A 15,417-nucleotide genomic window follows, 5' to 3' on the forward strand; every position below is an offset into this window, starting at 1 on the left:
GAGCCATATTCTTCATTATGACGATACTTCTTGGCATTCTTACCTTTCAAATACACTAAAAGCCTCAATCCTCCGGCAACAGCTGCTCCAACACACAGGTCCACGGGATGAATACTTGGCAAAAGATTCGTAAAAGCCTGTCCGAAGCATCCGTCCATTATGAGGCTTTGTAATTTCTCAGAAGCATTAACACCTGCTGCCAGCCTCCATGCTTCTCCTATGTTCGTGGCAAAAAGTCCCAGGGCAGCATAAGGAACATTAAGAATCAGTTTCTTCTTAAGTTTACTGTTCATAGCTCCAGGTCCTTTCTCTTTTCCACAGCCTTCTTCGGAATCGAGGCAACAATTTCCTTGAATTTTCTTAGTTTATCAAGGATGCTGGCCCTTCCTTCTTTCTGGATTTTAAGTTGTTTAGCGGTATATTCATTAACTACAGCTGTTATTGCGTCCGCATCTCTGGCTTTGAAGAACACAGAATACTTCGGCGGGTCCAGTTCTGTAGATTTGACTATGGCGAAGTCTACACCATACTTGTTTGCAATTCTCCTGAAATCTCCAAGACCTAAATCATCGATGTCAACTGACTGAGCTCCCTGATCCTTTCTAATGAGCTGCTTTACAGACATTTCGCCATTTTCCGGATGAATCTTGTTCTTGATTGCATTAACAGGAAAACCTGCAACTTTCTTCAGTATATTTACAAGCATCTTTTCTGACGGAATAATAATGCTCTTACATACGAATCTTATTGCAGGTTTTGCTATTTCATTTTTGAACTCTCCAATAGATTCCTTGGATAGATCTTCATTAATCATTCATGCTCGCCTCCTCTTTGAAATCTATTCTTCGTTTCATACCAATTGTTTTATGAATTAAACCACTTAACATTTATCTATCAAAATGTCTCAGCATCATTCACTCCAAAACCTGAGACAAGGTCATTTCCAATCCTTACCGGCACCAGAATATAAGTGATGGCCTCCATAAGTTTGAACATAATATCGTCTCTTGTTGTCTCCGGACTCTTGAATATTTTCATCAGGGCTGTACCAACAAATACCTTTTCATCACCTTCCTTTAAGACATGTCTATAATCGAATTCAAACTCCACTCCTCCCGGAATTTTCATACATGCATATACTCCCTTTTGGCGGATATTTGATACATGTTCCTTGTATTCAGCATCAGATAATTCTTTGAAATCTCCTTTACTTGTCACTAATACAGCAACATAATCTTCATTTTCATTACCTGCGTAATTCCCCCCTGTTTTATCCACTTCTGCTTCAAATACACCATCATTAACAGGATCCATATTTATACCTAATCTATACTTTCTCATTCTTTCTCCTTTTCATTAACGTATATCAATTTGAATATCCAAATCGTTTTACTTTGTCTTACCTTGTAACAACAATCAATGACCACAGTAACCTCATGATCTGTTACAGTCATATAACTTCTTTATGCAGGGCCAACAAAAGCTTTTACCTCTCCCATAACAGCAAGGCGTCTTACAGTTACAAGGGTAAAAAGAAGGAGCCTGCTTATTTGCAGACCCCTTACCTCTTCTATGTTTTCTTGATGCTTTATTCTTTTCTTTACTCATAGTGTCTCGCCTTCTCTAGACTTGTTTTTTACTTCCTTTGAAGTCTTATCTGATACTTCCTTAGCTACTTCTTCTTTTTTAGCCTTAAGATTTCCAAGAAGAGAATCCTTATCAGAATCACGTCCTTCGGCTTCTTTTTCTGCAAGTCTTGCTTCATACTTATCAGCCATTTCAAAGACATGTTCTTTACAATCGTAGTGATAAACATGATCTGTAAGCTGTTCCTCCGGTGCAACCTGTGTTTCATTAACATCCCTTACCATCGCTTCCAGGTCTTTCACAGACATATCACCGTTATCCTTCACAAGCAGCACCTCATGAATGCTGCTTGGAAGTACATAGTAATCACCACCGATCTTTTCTGCTGCTTCCTCAAAAAAATTAGGATAAGCAATGACTCCTGCACCGTGAATCTTATCCGGTACAGTTGCTACAAACATTTTTTCATCCTGTGTATCCATTCCCGGAGGCATTTCTACACCCATTATTTCAGATAATACTTCTGACATTCCTCTTATCTCAGACGGTCTGATTTCAGGGGCATTAAGCATTGCATCAGCATGTAACTGTTCCTTGGTAACTCCAAACTGCTCCATAAGCTTGTTGGTAACGAGAACTGTGCCATTGCCTGAATCATTCTTATCAAGCACTAATCTATAAACCACAGCCATGTCTTCAATACGCTCATGTGGAATGTTTAAGAGCATCTCTGCATTACGTTCCGCTGATACCACATCCATAGAAAGCTTATCTTTCATCACTTCGTAATTTGTAAGATCCTGAATGTCTACATTCGGAGTATTCCTAAGCCCTTCCGTTATTTTATTTACGGCCGAAGTCAACATCTTGCTGTAACTCTGACCATCCTCAACTGCTGAATACATAGCGCTGAGATTTGCATTAACTCCGATATTACTGTCCTCCGGAGTGATAGTTAATGCATCATATGATGAATTAAGCTTTTCCATATGATGTTCCTGAATATTTACTGTAAGACCTCTTGTTTTAAGCATCTTGCCAAGATCTTCCTTAACACTTTCTTTGAACTTCTCGTAATCCATATTTTGTCCTTTCCTGCAAAGTAGATGATTGTAGCGGATGATTCTATCCACCTCAGTTGTTTCAAGTCGTCACTTGAATTTTGAGCAAAAAAATACGCCAGACTCATGATCTTCTGATCACAAGCTGACGCTTCATCTTTTGCCATATTCTTTTGCAAAAGAAAAGAAGAAACAAGTTTTTCCTTGCTCCTTCTTCCATTCTAATAATATCATGCCTTTAAAACGGATACAATCATGAATGTATCATCAATCTATAACCTTTATATAATACAATCATCATATTTTTATAATAGAATTGTTGCAATTTGTTGTTTGCGAGACAAAACCTATGACTTTGGTTACGATTAAGAATATCAATTATTAATTGCTCTTACTATTCCAATAGCTTAAATTCAAAAGTGCATATATAACACCTGCTATTACCATAGTGATGATTTGTTCTTTACGTGGGGCATGTAGTCTGAATTCATAGCTGAAGAACAGAACCGTAAGACATCCGAAGATACTGCACAGCACACGAATAATTATAAAGGAATGCTGCAATATAACCATAACAATTACTGATGCTATGAATATTCCTAAATAAACATTTCGCTCCCATCCATTATTTAACGTTAACATAATCGGTAAGCAACTGATAAAAATAGAATTCAGAATATCTATTCTTTTTAATAAAAATCCCAACATCCCTAATATTGCTGATATTGCACCAAAAAACAGCATACTAAAAAGGGAACCACCTATTGTTGAACTGATATCATCTGTCAAGCTGTAAGGTTTTCTGTAATCATCCCATTCATCCATATCTATCTACCTCTATCTGGCATCATCGATTTTCTTTACATAAACAGCAGCTCTGGAAAGAAATTTTGCTTCCATTTCTCCGTCTTTATTTACAATTGCCCTATCTATACCCTTTATCAAGCCATTACGTATAGCCTCATTATATATCTTCCCTAAACGAGCCCTTACCGACGCGGCTGATTCCTTTATACCATACTCAATAATTATCCTGTCTACATTTTTAAATGTCGGTAAATCGGATAAGGTAAACTCTGCTTTCATGTCTTCAGATTCTTTTATCAAGGACTTCATGGCATAGCTATAGTCATATACATTACCTACTGAGAATGCTTTCTCAAGTTCGTTCACGATCATATTATTCACACTAAGAAAATTATCATCAGCAGCCTTCTTAATTTGATCATAGAGTTCCTGACTAATTGATAAATTAACTCTTGGCATAATATCCTCCTATGAGTGTTGTGCAACTCTCTATGTATTCATTATATGAGTGTTGTGCAACAGTGTCAATATATTGATCATATGAAGACACCGTCCCCAGTGGGTTATGCTCTAGGCGTAGCTGTGCACTCCCGGAAGCAGAGTATTTACACCGATATAAGTAAATATCACACATACAAAGCCAATTATGGAAAACCAGGCGGCCCGCTTCTCCTTCCATCCGCTTCTGAGTCTCAGATGAAGATAGATGAAATAGATAAACCAGGTAACTAAAGACCAGGTTTCCTTCGGATCCCAGGACCAGTAACTGCCCCAGGCATTCTCCGCCCAGATGGCGCCCGATATCATACAAAAGCTAAGGAATAAAACCCCGAGGCTTACTGCTCTGTAACTGATGATATCCAGTTTTTCACCGGAGGGCACGTGTTGCTCAAAAAAAGCATTGGCAACTGATCTTGTACGAAGGAGATACATGATAGAAATGGCAAAGGAAACTCCAAAGGCACCATAGGCTATGATGGCAGTGGATACGTGGAATCCCAGCCAATTGCTCCTGAGTGATGGCATGAGCTCATGTACCTCTTTACTCTGCATTGCAGCATAACCTATCATCAGAAATATCACAGGAACGGAGAAGGTAGCCAATGCCTGAAACTTGTATTTGTATATAAAAATGATGGACACAAAGCATAAACCCCAGGCAAATGCAGACGCAAACTCATACTGGTTGGTGATGGGAAGTCTTCCTGCATTTATACCTCTTATAAGCATCACAACAGTATGGAGAAGGAAGCCTGTAATCAAAGTTCCGTTTCCTAACTTTGTGACCTTAAGGTTTTTGAACACAAAGAAGACAAAAAAGAGGATCATGCTGACAAAATATAAAAGCATGGTCACCGTAAACAAGTTGTTTTCTAAATTAAAAAGTGTTTCACTTTTCATAGTTATTTCCTTTCAACTTCGCCTTAACTCTGTCAGCAAAAAGAATTCCGCTCTTACCGCCGCTTCCAAAGACCAAATATCCATCACCCTCCTGTTTCAACCATATTTTCTCCGGCTGAACATACAGAGAAAGGAATAATCCCAAAAGAAGAACCACACCACCCAAAAGTACAAAATAAGTGAAACTGTCCTTTTTGATCTGAATAAGCGTATAGTTTCTCGGGTTGTCAAATGTCACGGTATATTCGTCTATGGTCAGCTCTTCACCTTCCATAAGTGTGTTCATCCCAAGTACCGAACCCTGGAAATAAACAATATACAGATATGCAGGATTATTGAATTTGGAGCTCAGGGTCAAGGGACCCTTTTCTCTGTCGTAATGATAATCGGGATAAAATGCCATGAATCCGATCTGCAGATCCGTTTTATCAGATACAGTCACATAATTCCCTGCTTCTACCGCTTCTTCCTGGAGAAGCTCGCCGTTTTCAAGTATGTGCATGTCTGCAGCCCATCCAGTGGAATTCTGAAAGAACTTCATTCCAAACAATGATGCAGGAGCATTGACAGAAACACTGGCACTTTCCTTTGCACCCGTTGCTGCATTTCGAACTGTGATATCCGAGGTGTACTGTTCCACCGTATCATCAGCTCTCAGACCGATGTTAAAATCATCAATCTGAAGAATATAATCCGTATCTCCAATCTGTTTTGCATCTCCCGGAAGGCCATAAACGGTATACTCCACTTTAGACATCTGCCCAAAAGAAAATCCCAGTATCAAAAGAAGCACTCCTATGTGAGTGATAAGCGGGCCTAAAAGTCCTGCCTTATGTCTGAATCCAACTATATAACTCTGCTTTGTTTCGTTTTGCTTTGTTTCAGATTGCTTTGTTCCGGATTGCCTCGAAAAACCCAGACTTTTCAGAAATGCCTCCGGGTCTTTTGAAAGTCTTCCGATATAGTGCGGACTGCTCTCTACTGAGACATTATTTGAAATGCTGTTTTCATCCGGAAGATCTCCGAAGCTCTTCCACCTTTTTATAAGTGCCGGTGTCCTTAATATGGAGCAGGTAAAGAGATTGAGGCACAGGATGACAGTAAATGCCACGAACCACCAGCTGTGAAAAACATCGTCAAGACTCAGTGCCATTATCAGCCCCGCTGTTCTGTCGCCATATTGCTGCTGGTATAACTTCATGATCTGACCTTGTGGTATCACAGAACCTATGACACATCCGATGATCAAAAGTCCCAGTAAGACCAGGGCAAGCTTCATGGACGAAATGAATTTGTAGAATTTTTTAAAACCGTTCATATCCCATCCCCAAATTTTTGCATACATAAGTCCTACGCATTGCTTCGCTTACGAACTTTCAGAATGCAATGTAGCCTGATGCAAGACTTATGCTCTAATTATACAATAAGAGAGGAGGAAAAATCCTCCTCTCTTTAGATATGCACTGAATATTAGTTTAAGTCTATCAATAAGGCGCTATAAGCATTTCTCTTGGAAATCCATCATACCTTGTGAGCCTGTATCTTCTCCATTGCCTGATTAATCATTTCCTCTGAGGTATCAAGGCACTTATAAGCAAGCTCACTGTTGTGTGCGCCCTCTGCATTCTCAACATAATCCCAGTCAAAGTACCACTCGGCATCACTGTAGATCTCGCGAACCTCGTTCAATTCATCCTCAGTCCACTTACCGCTCTGGTTTGCTTCAACGAGAGCCTTCTTAAGCTCCACAAGCTTGTCGCCTACTTCGTCTTCTCGGGCATGAACCTTCTCCTGTATACCATGAACGAATTCAACCATATCCGTACTTCCATGACACTGAGCACAGCTCTCAAGGAGGGTCTTACTCTCCAGAGGACTCACAAGCTCATGTGACTTGTAGGTACTTCCGTCAGCTCTTGTAACTGTTTCCATGTGACAGTCAGCACAGCTAAGCATCTTTCCATGCTTTCCCAAAAGGAAGGTCTCGAATTCAGGATGCTGAGCCTTAAGCATCTTGGCACCTGTAGATTCCTGTGTCCAGTCAGTGTAGCCGATTTCCTTATAATACTTAAGCTCCGGTTCAGGTCCCATGGTATCCAGACTGCTGTAAGGAACGGTACATTCAAGAATTTCAGGTTTGAAATAATACTCTGTATGGCACTGACCACAGGCAACATTCGCTGCATGGATGGAGCCAACATTATCACCAAGCGCGTCTGCCATATACTGATGGGTGACTGTAAGCTGTCCCATGGCTTCGTTATTGCCATGACAGTTATAGCAGCTAATTCCTTCATTCAGGGAAGAAAAAACCTCTTCGAAATCCTTGGTATAAGCATCAACACCTATATCATTGACCAGCTTGGTGAAATTAACAGTCTTACAGGTAAGACAATTGGCCTTTGCATGAGGTCTTGCCGTCTCATGAACGTCATCAAGATCATAGTAGTGACCTCTGGCGCTCTTATAGTCTTTTGCAAAACCATAACCTTCATACAGTTCAACCAGATAAGGATCATCTACGAGATAATCGGTCTGATAATCATGCTTGCTGTTCAGCTTGATGGACTCAACGATATCCGGAAAGACCTTTGCCCACTCATCAGCAGAAATTACCCCGTCCGGATTTGCGGCCTTTGGCGTCATTGCTGCCGCCTCCTGTTCAGTTTTGGCAACCTCCTGCTTCGGAACACTCATCTTGTACAGGTTTACAATCAGCCCGAACAACAGAATGGGAGCTGCCATGACTACCAACCAGTAATCTTTTAATAGCTTTTTCATGATAGACCTCAACTTTCCTAAGCTTACTATCTCTTCTAAAAATCAATAAAACCCAGCTACAATAAACACGATCATTTTTGTGCACACCAAAAGAGCGGACACTTATACTTAATAACAGTTTATACCAATGGAATAAATTTTTCCATACCTTTAAGTATCAAAATTAATTTTTTAGTTATGTAGAATCCGGCTCATCCTTGACATTTATGCCGGTTTTTGGAGCAAATTAGATCTGCATCTGTATGTCAGAGATAAACGGCAGAAAAACTTACGTTTATAGAGGGGGATGGAGGTTATAGCATTTCTTCCAATGCCTTCTTATATATTTCTTTTCTCTCCTTCTGGCTGTGAACCTCCTGCCGAATACGGGTTCTGAGGTTCCCCATTTTCTCATTTATCTCGCCGATATTTTTCGGAATACATTCTGAAATTCTGTCCCGAAGAAATTGTGTGACTAACGGGCTCTTTCCCCCGCTACTGGCTGCGATCACAACATCTCCCTGCCGGCAGACCGCCGGAAAGATAAAACTGCACTTTTCTTCCTCATCTACAGCATTAACAAGTATACGTTCTTTTTTGCATAATTCCGAAATGTGAGCATTTAGTTCCCCATCCCCGGTGGCAACGATCACCAGAAAATAATCTTCAGCTTTTAATAAAAGGTCACTATCTTCAAATTCTTTTTCTATGAGAGTCACATCCTTAGGAAATTCATGTTTAAATTCCTTAGCTATCACAGAAACTTCAGCCCCGTAGGACAACATGGTTTCTGCCTTCCGAAGTGCAGTTGCTCCGCCTCCGATTATGAGAACCTCTCTGTTCTCTAGATTTATCATTATAGGGAAATATGCCATTACGGTTTTCTCTCCTGTCACAAATCTTTTCGTGTATTGCTGCCGGTTAAGCCGCAAGATATCACATAAATATGTCTTTATATCGTTCCCTCAGTAAAATACTTCATCCCGATCTTCTTCAGTTCCCTTACAGTCCTTAGCTCCGCATATTTTTCATGGGGAATGTTTTCCTTTAACATATCCATTATGCTGTGGTACTCATCCTCAGTTCTCGCATGAAGCATGGTGTAAAAGTTATAATCAAAATCCCGATCCTTTTCCCTAAGATAGCAGTGGGACAGATTCTTACAGGAAAGAACTGATTCAGGCAGCTTATCCATATCCTCTTCTTTTACATCCCAGACCACCATGGAGTTGATGCTGTAGCCGACTTTATGATGGCTTAACGCTGCGGATATCCTCTTCAACCTTTTTTCCGCTTTAAGCTTCCCGGTCATAAGGAGCACATCCTGTTCTTCCAGGCCGATTTTTTCACCTATAACCTTAAAAGGTCTTTCCCAGAGGGGGAACTGTTTCTGAAGCTCACGAATCAGACGGATTTCCTCAGGGGTGACCGCCTGAAGATGTTCTCCAACATCTTTACAAAGCCCCGTAAGATTCGAGTCTCCGGCGATGCCGGTCATAAATGCACTCTTTTTCACAGAATCGATTCTGACACTTATCTGCGAGTCTGCAGCCACGCTCTCACTTCGTATCTCCTCTTTACCATCGAGATCAAACAATACCTTAAGCTTGAACATCTTTGTCTTTTTAAAGACATAAATCTTCCTCACTAGTCCGCTTCCCTGAATCTCAGAAAGGATACGGGTTCTGTCCGCTTCATCTTTTGTTGATAATGTAAACCAGCCGTTTATCCTGTGGTCTCTCAGGTAGTTATGAGTGATACACGGATACCTGTCCAAAAATTCTTTGTATAGTTCAATGTTTTCCTCCGGAACCACAGCACTGCAAAGCACAGACTGATATCCCAATAATTCGGCTTCAAAAAAACCCGAAATCCTCCTGATAATCCCGGTCTCTGCCATACTGCGGATTTTCTCCAGAACAGTCTCTTCCGGTAACCCAACACTATCTGCAATACACAGGTAGGGTCTTTCGGTTAAGTCAATTCCATTTTGTAGCTGTAGAAGAATTGCTTTGTCTGAATCATCAGGAACCATCTGTGTCCCACTCATTTTTACTGTCATTGCCCCCTGAGCCTCTATACTCTATCTCATCTATAAATGCATGTTTTACGCCGATTATTTCTGACACACAGATGTCAGTCTAGTCGGCTCTATTCCGGTTTTCCAATTAAAATGTCAACTAATGCTGATCGGGACCACGCAGGTTCCCTCACAGGATCCCCTTTATCTCATATACGACATACAGAAATCTATCTACTGATACTTTAAAACATTTCTTTCCTCCGCAGTCAGATAGCACGCCGGATCCATTCCCCAGAAATCCCCGCTTACGGCTTCCGCTCTGGTTCTGAAATTACCGTTACAACAGTTTAGCCAACAGCAGTTCCTACAGGTTTCCGGCAACAGCCCATGTCTGTCCTTAAGTCCTGCCTGTACAGGATTTTCAGTCGAAGTCCAAATCTCCCCAAAGGGCTTTTCCAGAACATTACCAAAGGTATGCTGAGGTGAGAACTGATCCGGATGAACATTACCGAGATAATCGATGTTTCCGAAAGCCATTCCTGATCTATTGCCGCCATTCCTTCGGAGCATCGACAAAATATACTTTGCTCTTTCCGGATCCTTTTCTTTTAATTTGAGATAAAGATACGGTCCGTCTGCATGGTTATCCACCATAAGAACTTCTTTTTTGAGACCTCTCCTGTAAAAATCCAGTGTCCTGTCTATAATAAGATCAAGAACCTCTCTGCTCTCTTCAGCAGTCAGATCCTCATCACGTATAGCCGACCCTCTGCCGGAATATACGAGGTGATAGAAGCAGATACGGTCAACATCTTCTTTCTCCAAAACGTCAAGCACATCCCCGACTTCCCGGTAGTTTTCTTTATTGATAGTAAATCTGAGTCCGACACGCTGCCCTACGGCCCTACAGTTTCTGATGCCTTCCATTGCCCTTTTATACGCGCCGTCACATCCCCTGAAGAAGTCATTGGTCCCCTCAAGTCCATCCAGGCTGATGCCTACATATCCGACTCCGATATCTTTTATCTTCCCGGCAGTTTCCCGATCGATAAGCGTTCCATTAGTTGAAAGCGTAGGCCTGATACCTCTCTTTGCGGCATGCTCCGCAAGTGTAAAGAAATCCTTCCTCGATAAAGGTTCTCCTCCGGAAAAAAGGATCACCGGCACATGAAAATCTGCAAGATCATCTATAACCTTGAGAGCCTGTTCGGTAGTAAGCTCCCCTTCATACTTTTTGTTTTCCGAACCCGCATAGCAGTGTCTGCACTTTAAATTACAGCTTCTTGTGTAATTCCAGACCACCACCGGACCTTTGCCTTCTGAAACTCCGTTACGTTGTTCAGCGGCCCCCTTTTTATAGCGAAGCTCATCGCCAAAATATGTATCTTCAGTCAGCATTCTGGTAAGACTAAGCATCAGACTTCTCCCTCAATCTTCCGTAGGCACAATAAGGATCCTCCGCAAGAATATCTCCGTTGTTGTAGTAAGCGGCTCTGGCTCTGCAGCCACCGCAGGAATCTTTATATCCACAGTTCTCACAACTTCCCTTGTAATCCTTGGTTCTCAGTTTCCTGAACAGGTCGCTGTTTTTCCAGATATCATCAAATTCTTTTTTTCTAATGTCTCCGGCCTCCTCAAGCATGTACGCGCATGGACGCACCTTTCCCACCGGACTTACGATGCAGTAGGTAAGCCCGGCAAGACATCCTCTGGAGAATCTTGGACTTACTTTCACATCAAGCTGTTTTGCAACCCTCATGAACTGAGGTGCACAAGTCGGCTTAATGGTTATGGCGACCTCGTTCTGCTTCAGCATGATATCCTTAAGCAGCTGCTCATAAGCTTCCACCTGCACCTGATGATCCTCAATCATTTTCCCTCTTCCCACAGGTATAAGGAAGAATATGTAAACTGCGATAGCCCCAACCTTCACACCGAAATCAATAATATCGAGGATCTCGTCTCTGTTCCAGTCCATGACTGTTACATGAAGCTGGAACGGAAGTCCAAGCTTCCGACAGTTATCTATGCCCTCCATGGTTTTTTCGTAGGCTCCGGCATCCCCACGGAATTCATTATGCTTTTTTGCATCCAGGCTGTCCAGACTTATGCCCATGGCACCGGCTCCGGCATTCTTTAGTTTTTCAACCACACTTTCCGTAAGCAGAGTACCGTTAGTACCGAATACCGGACGAAGTCCCTTGTCCTTAGCGTAGCTTACAAGTTCAAATATATCCGGCCTGGTTAAAGCCTCCCCGCCGCTGAATATCATTATCCTGAAACCGGCTCTTTGTATTCCGTCAATAAGCTTCTTTGCCTCATCAGTTGTCAGTTCTTCAGCCTTTTTTTCACCGGCATCCTGATAACAATGCTTACATTTAAGATTACAACTATTGGTTGTCATCCATGAAACGATCACGTTAATCTCCTTTTTGAGCCGCTTATCATATTTCACTAAAATAAAATTCTGATCGACTCTTCAACAAATGCATATTTCACCATGAAGCTTTGACACACTTCTTCCGGACTGCATGGCTATAATTCCATATCTTTCAATATGACTTCACTTATTCCCCCGGCAGTATACTCCCCTGCCATCAGGAACTCTCCATCATAGTGTTCTCTAAGTTTTTTCGCAGTGCTTGGCCCTATACAAACCGGTACAGTTCCATCAGAAAGTGAACAGAAAGTAAAAAAAGCTTCAACACCTCTTCCGCTTCCGAATATCACATAATCAGAATCCACCTGCTTTTTTCCGTCTCCGGCAAGCTTTTCATTAACTAAAGTCCTGTATATAGGCACTTCATCAAAATTTATTCCGCCCTTTTTAAGTTCCTCCGAAAGAGCCTCTGAACTTATCTCCGCTCTCAAAAGAAGGCATCGATCATTCTTTCCGAGATGCTCCGCAAGCTCACGACCAAGCACCTCCGCAGTATATTCCGACGGTACAAAATCCGCGTGGATTCCATGAACCCGAAGGTCCTCGTCAGTTCCCGAACCTATGCAGGCGAATTTTAGCTTCATGATTGAACGCAGATCTATCTGACTTTCCATCAGATATGAGAAGAATGCCTCGATCCCGTTTCTGCTGGTGAAAACTATCCAACTGTAGTCTTCGAAGCTTTTTGGCATCTTCTCAAATAAGAACCTGACTTCCATTGTGGTCATGGGAACAAGCTTTGCTTCCAGCTTCTCAAGAGCCTTACATTGGATATTCACAAATCTTTCAGTACCGGTAACTGTAATTGTCTTTTTTTCTACATCAGACCTTCCGGTATCACATACCTTATCAGCTGCATCATCGCAATTCACATCAGAATCACACTTTGCACTATATTCTTTATCCTCATTACAGTATGAATCTATGAGATGCTCCTGGTCAACAACATTGCTGTAATCTGTTTTACATCTTAAATCCATCCCCGCCACCTGACCTATAACTATGATCCCCGGGGTCAATGCCTTTCCCTCGCACACATCCGCTATATCGGAAAGCTTACCATCAAAACGCTGCTCCTCTTTGCAATAAGCTTTTGACAATACGCTTACCGGAGTATCCTCCGGCTTCCCATACTCCATCAGTTTCCCACATATCTCTCTCAGATTCTTTATTCCCATAAGGAATACAAGTGTGCCGGGATTTTTTGCAAGATTCTCCCAATCCACTCTGATTTCCCCATCTTCCATTGTATGACCGGTAACCACGGTAAAGGAACGTGCCACGCCCCGATGGGTTACAGGAATTCCGAATCTTTCGGGAACAGCAACACATGATGTTACACCGGGTATGACCTCATGGCGGATGTTTTCTTCCATGAGTGCAAGGATTTCCTCTCCGCCTCTTCCGAAAACGAAACTGTCTCCACCCTTAAGGCGGACAACATTATTTCCTTCCTGCGCTTCCCGGATCAGTATGCGGTTGATCTCCTCCTGAGGAAGACTGTGCTTTCCGGATCTTTTCCCAACATATATTCGTTTTGTTTTCTGAGGAATCCGGGAAAGAACTTCCACAGCCAGAAGATCATCATAAACTATGACATCAGCATTACTTACAGCATCAAGACCTTTTAGGGTTATAAGACCTTCTCCGCAGCCTGCTCCCACAAGGGTAACCTTACCTGAACGGTTTCCGGTTAATTCCCTTACCATATCATCACAAACACTCTTATGGTTCTTGACCTTACCTGTCCGCTCGCATTTTTTGCCCCTGAACATAGCCGAAATACGAACTTCTTCTCCATCTATCTCTGCATGTGCTCCCACGGGAAGAGTGCAGTCCGCTTTCATCCTGCTGAAAAGATATCTTTCTATTCCGAATCGAAGCTTCGTTACCGGATCAGATATTCTGTCAAGAAGCTCCACGATCTCCCTATCTTTTTCACGACATTCCACTGCGATCATTCCCTGACAAACGGCAGGGATGCACTCCCTGATATCAAGTCTTCTGATGTCATATTCCTGAAAATCCAAATCAAGCCTGTCCAGCGCTGCTGCCGCAACAACAATGGCAGTGTACCGGCCTTCACTTAATTTTCTGAGTCTCGTGTCAACATTACCACGGAGGTTTTCAAAAACCGCCTTCGGAAAAAGCTGTTCTAATTCACTTATCCTTCTGGGGCTTCCTGTGCCTATGACCATAGGTTGTTCAGGTCCCGCGCCCTTTAATGTCACAAGGCAATCCCTTGCGTCGCCTCTCTTTGGCACGCCGCCTATCACCAGCCCCTCTCCCAGATCATATGGAAGATCCTTTGCGCTGTGAACAGCGATGTCAGCATTACCCTCAATAAGTTCCGTCTCAAGAGAACGTATAAAAAGCCCATTCCCTCCTATTTTGGATAGTGCATCCTTTTGATTATGATCCCCTTTGGAGTGAACTACCTTGATCTCATAGTCTATATTTTCTTTCTTAAGAAGGCCGCAAACTATATCTGTCTGAGCCAGAGCGAGCCTGCTTCCTCTGGTTGCAATGATTAGTTTTTTCATAATGCAGAATAATCAGCAAATGTAGTTTTTAACAAGTGGATAAATACGATTATAGGTTACTGCAGCCAAAGCGCAGATTATAAAATCCGGAATGACAGTGCTCAGAAACCATACTTCAATAAGTGCAACTACGCCGATGGATTTTCCGTTTGTGAGAACATAGTTGTACATTATGAAATAGTATAGAAGCCCAAAGAAATAATATGCCATCTCACCAAGAAATGCGGCAAGTATGAGTTTTCCCATACCTTTTCCGCTCTTACTTTCAGTAACGAGACCGCTGATCCAGGCTGCGGCTATGAATCCGATTATAAATCCGAAGGTCGGCTTCATCATATACTGGATACCGCCACCATGTGCAAAAACCGGAACTCCCATAAGCCCTACCAGCACATAAGCAAGCACACTATAGAAACCATTTTTGCTGCCGAGGAACATCCCTGCCATAACAGCAAAAAATATCTGTAGCGAAAATGTCACCTGCCATATTCCGATTGGGAGCATGATCTTTATAAATGCTCCTACAGCCATGAGTGCTGTGAAAAGACCACATAAGACAAGTGATGTCGATTTAGTTATATTCAGATTCTTTGTCATTTCCTTTCCCCTTCTTTTCCCTAAAATAAAATTCCTAAATCCACAAAATGATAGATAGATTATATCATGTATAAGTTCTTATTTCTATCGCAGTAATCCCACCGGACAGCGTAAGTTTACCGTAGGAATTGAAAAAGCGAGAATCGCCAAGATTTTGAAAAAGTTAAGTAGATTCGTCATTTACTATAATCCCATAAT

The 15,417-nt window shown here is 41.9% G+C and carries 14 protein-coding genes and 1 pseudogene; all 15 read right to left on the reverse strand.

The genetic code is table 11. The annotated features are described in order from the left end of the window. Window positions 1-293: pseudogene (locus T515_RS14570) on the reverse strand (VirD4-like conjugal transfer protein, CD1115 family); the annotation flags it as partial. Then, window positions 290-814 (reverse strand): PcfB family protein, encoded by a 525-nt coding sequence (locus T515_RS14575; protein ID WP_051671786.1) that lies wholly within the window; start codon window positions 812-814, stop codon window positions 290-292. The gene T515_RS14575 and the pseudogene T515_RS14570, both read right to left, overlap by 4 nt. A gap of 80 nt (window positions 815-894) precedes the next feature. Then, complete coding sequence (locus tag T515_RS14580) at window positions 895-1,341, reverse strand: hypothetical protein (protein WP_036612789.1); 447 nt, start codon at window positions 1,339-1,341, stop codon at window positions 895-897. A gap of 263 nt (window positions 1,342-1,604) precedes the next feature. Continuing rightward, window positions 1,605-2,669 (reverse strand): DUF5688 family protein, encoded by a 1,065-nt coding sequence (locus T515_RS14585; RefSeq protein WP_036612791.1) that lies wholly within the window; start codon window positions 2,667-2,669, stop codon window positions 1,605-1,607. 360 nt (window positions 2,670-3,029) lie between these two features. Continuing rightward, the gene (locus T515_RS18100; RefSeq protein WP_036612793.1) at window positions 3,030-3,473 is read right to left on the reverse strand and encodes a hypothetical protein; all 444 of its coding nucleotides are present in this window, start codon (window positions 3,471-3,473) and stop codon (window positions 3,030-3,032) included. A 12-nt stretch (window positions 3,474-3,485) separates the two neighbouring features. Then, on the reverse strand, window positions 3,486-3,914 hold the full coding sequence (locus tag T515_RS14595; protein ID WP_036612795.1) for a hypothetical protein: 429 nt from the start codon (window positions 3,912-3,914) through the stop codon (window positions 3,486-3,488). A 111-nt stretch (window positions 3,915-4,025) separates the two neighbouring features. Then, window positions 4,026-4,856, reverse strand: coding sequence for a c-type cytochrome biogenesis protein CcsB (gene ccsB, locus T515_RS14600; RefSeq protein ID WP_036612797.1), 831 nt, complete (start codon window positions 4,854-4,856; stop codon window positions 4,026-4,028). Then, on the reverse strand, window positions 4,846-6,174 hold the full coding sequence (locus T515_RS14605) for a cytochrome c biogenesis protein ResB (RefSeq protein WP_036612799.1): 1,329 nt from the start codon (window positions 6,172-6,174) through the stop codon (window positions 4,846-4,848). Before T515_RS14605 ends, ccsB begins: the two co-directional genes overlap by 11 nt. A gap of 203 nt (window positions 6,175-6,377) precedes the next feature. After that, the gene (locus T515_RS14610; protein ID WP_036612801.1) at window positions 6,378-7,637 is read right to left on the reverse strand and encodes an ammonia-forming cytochrome c nitrite reductase subunit c552; all 1,260 of its coding nucleotides are present in this window, start codon (window positions 7,635-7,637) and stop codon (window positions 6,378-6,380) included. Between the two features lie 293 nt (window positions 7,638-7,930). After that, window positions 7,931-8,491 (reverse strand): precorrin-2 dehydrogenase/sirohydrochlorin ferrochelatase family protein, encoded by a 561-nt coding sequence (locus T515_RS14615; RefSeq protein WP_051671787.1) that lies wholly within the window; start codon window positions 8,489-8,491, stop codon window positions 7,931-7,933. Between the two features lie 77 nt (window positions 8,492-8,568). After that, window positions 8,569-9,666: a siroheme decarboxylase subunit beta gene (gene ahbB / locus T515_RS14620; protein WP_155988392.1), complete on the reverse strand. Its 1,098-nt coding sequence runs from the start codon at window positions 9,664-9,666 to the stop codon at window positions 8,569-8,571. A 204-nt stretch (window positions 9,667-9,870) separates the two neighbouring features. After that, window positions 9,871-11,055: a radical SAM/SPASM domain-containing protein gene (locus tag T515_RS14625; protein ID WP_036612806.1), complete on the reverse strand. Its 1,185-nt coding sequence runs from the start codon at window positions 11,053-11,055 to the stop codon at window positions 9,871-9,873. Then, the gene (gene nirJ2 / locus T515_RS14630; protein WP_036612808.1) at window positions 11,048-12,058 is read right to left on the reverse strand and encodes a putative heme d1 biosynthesis radical SAM protein NirJ2; all 1,011 of its coding nucleotides are present in this window, start codon (window positions 12,056-12,058) and stop codon (window positions 11,048-11,050) included. The genes T515_RS14625 and nirJ2 overlap by 8 nt, the downstream gene beginning before the upstream one ends. Before the next feature lie 116 nt (window positions 12,059-12,174). Next, window positions 12,175-14,622, reverse strand: coding sequence for a uroporphyrinogen-III C-methyltransferase (gene cobA / locus T515_RS14635; protein WP_036612811.1), 2,448 nt, complete (start codon window positions 14,620-14,622; stop codon window positions 12,175-12,177). Window positions 14,623-14,634: 12 nt separating this feature from the next. Next, window positions 14,635-15,219, reverse strand: coding sequence for a biotin transporter BioY (locus T515_RS14640; RefSeq protein WP_036612813.1), 585 nt, complete (start codon window positions 15,217-15,219; stop codon window positions 14,635-14,637). Between the last annotated feature and the right edge of the window lie 198 nt (window positions 15,220-15,417).

Source organism: Oribacterium sp. P6A1, assembly GCF_000702885.1.
Lineage (GTDB): Bacteria > Bacillota > Clostridia > Lachnospirales > Lachnospiraceae > Oribacterium.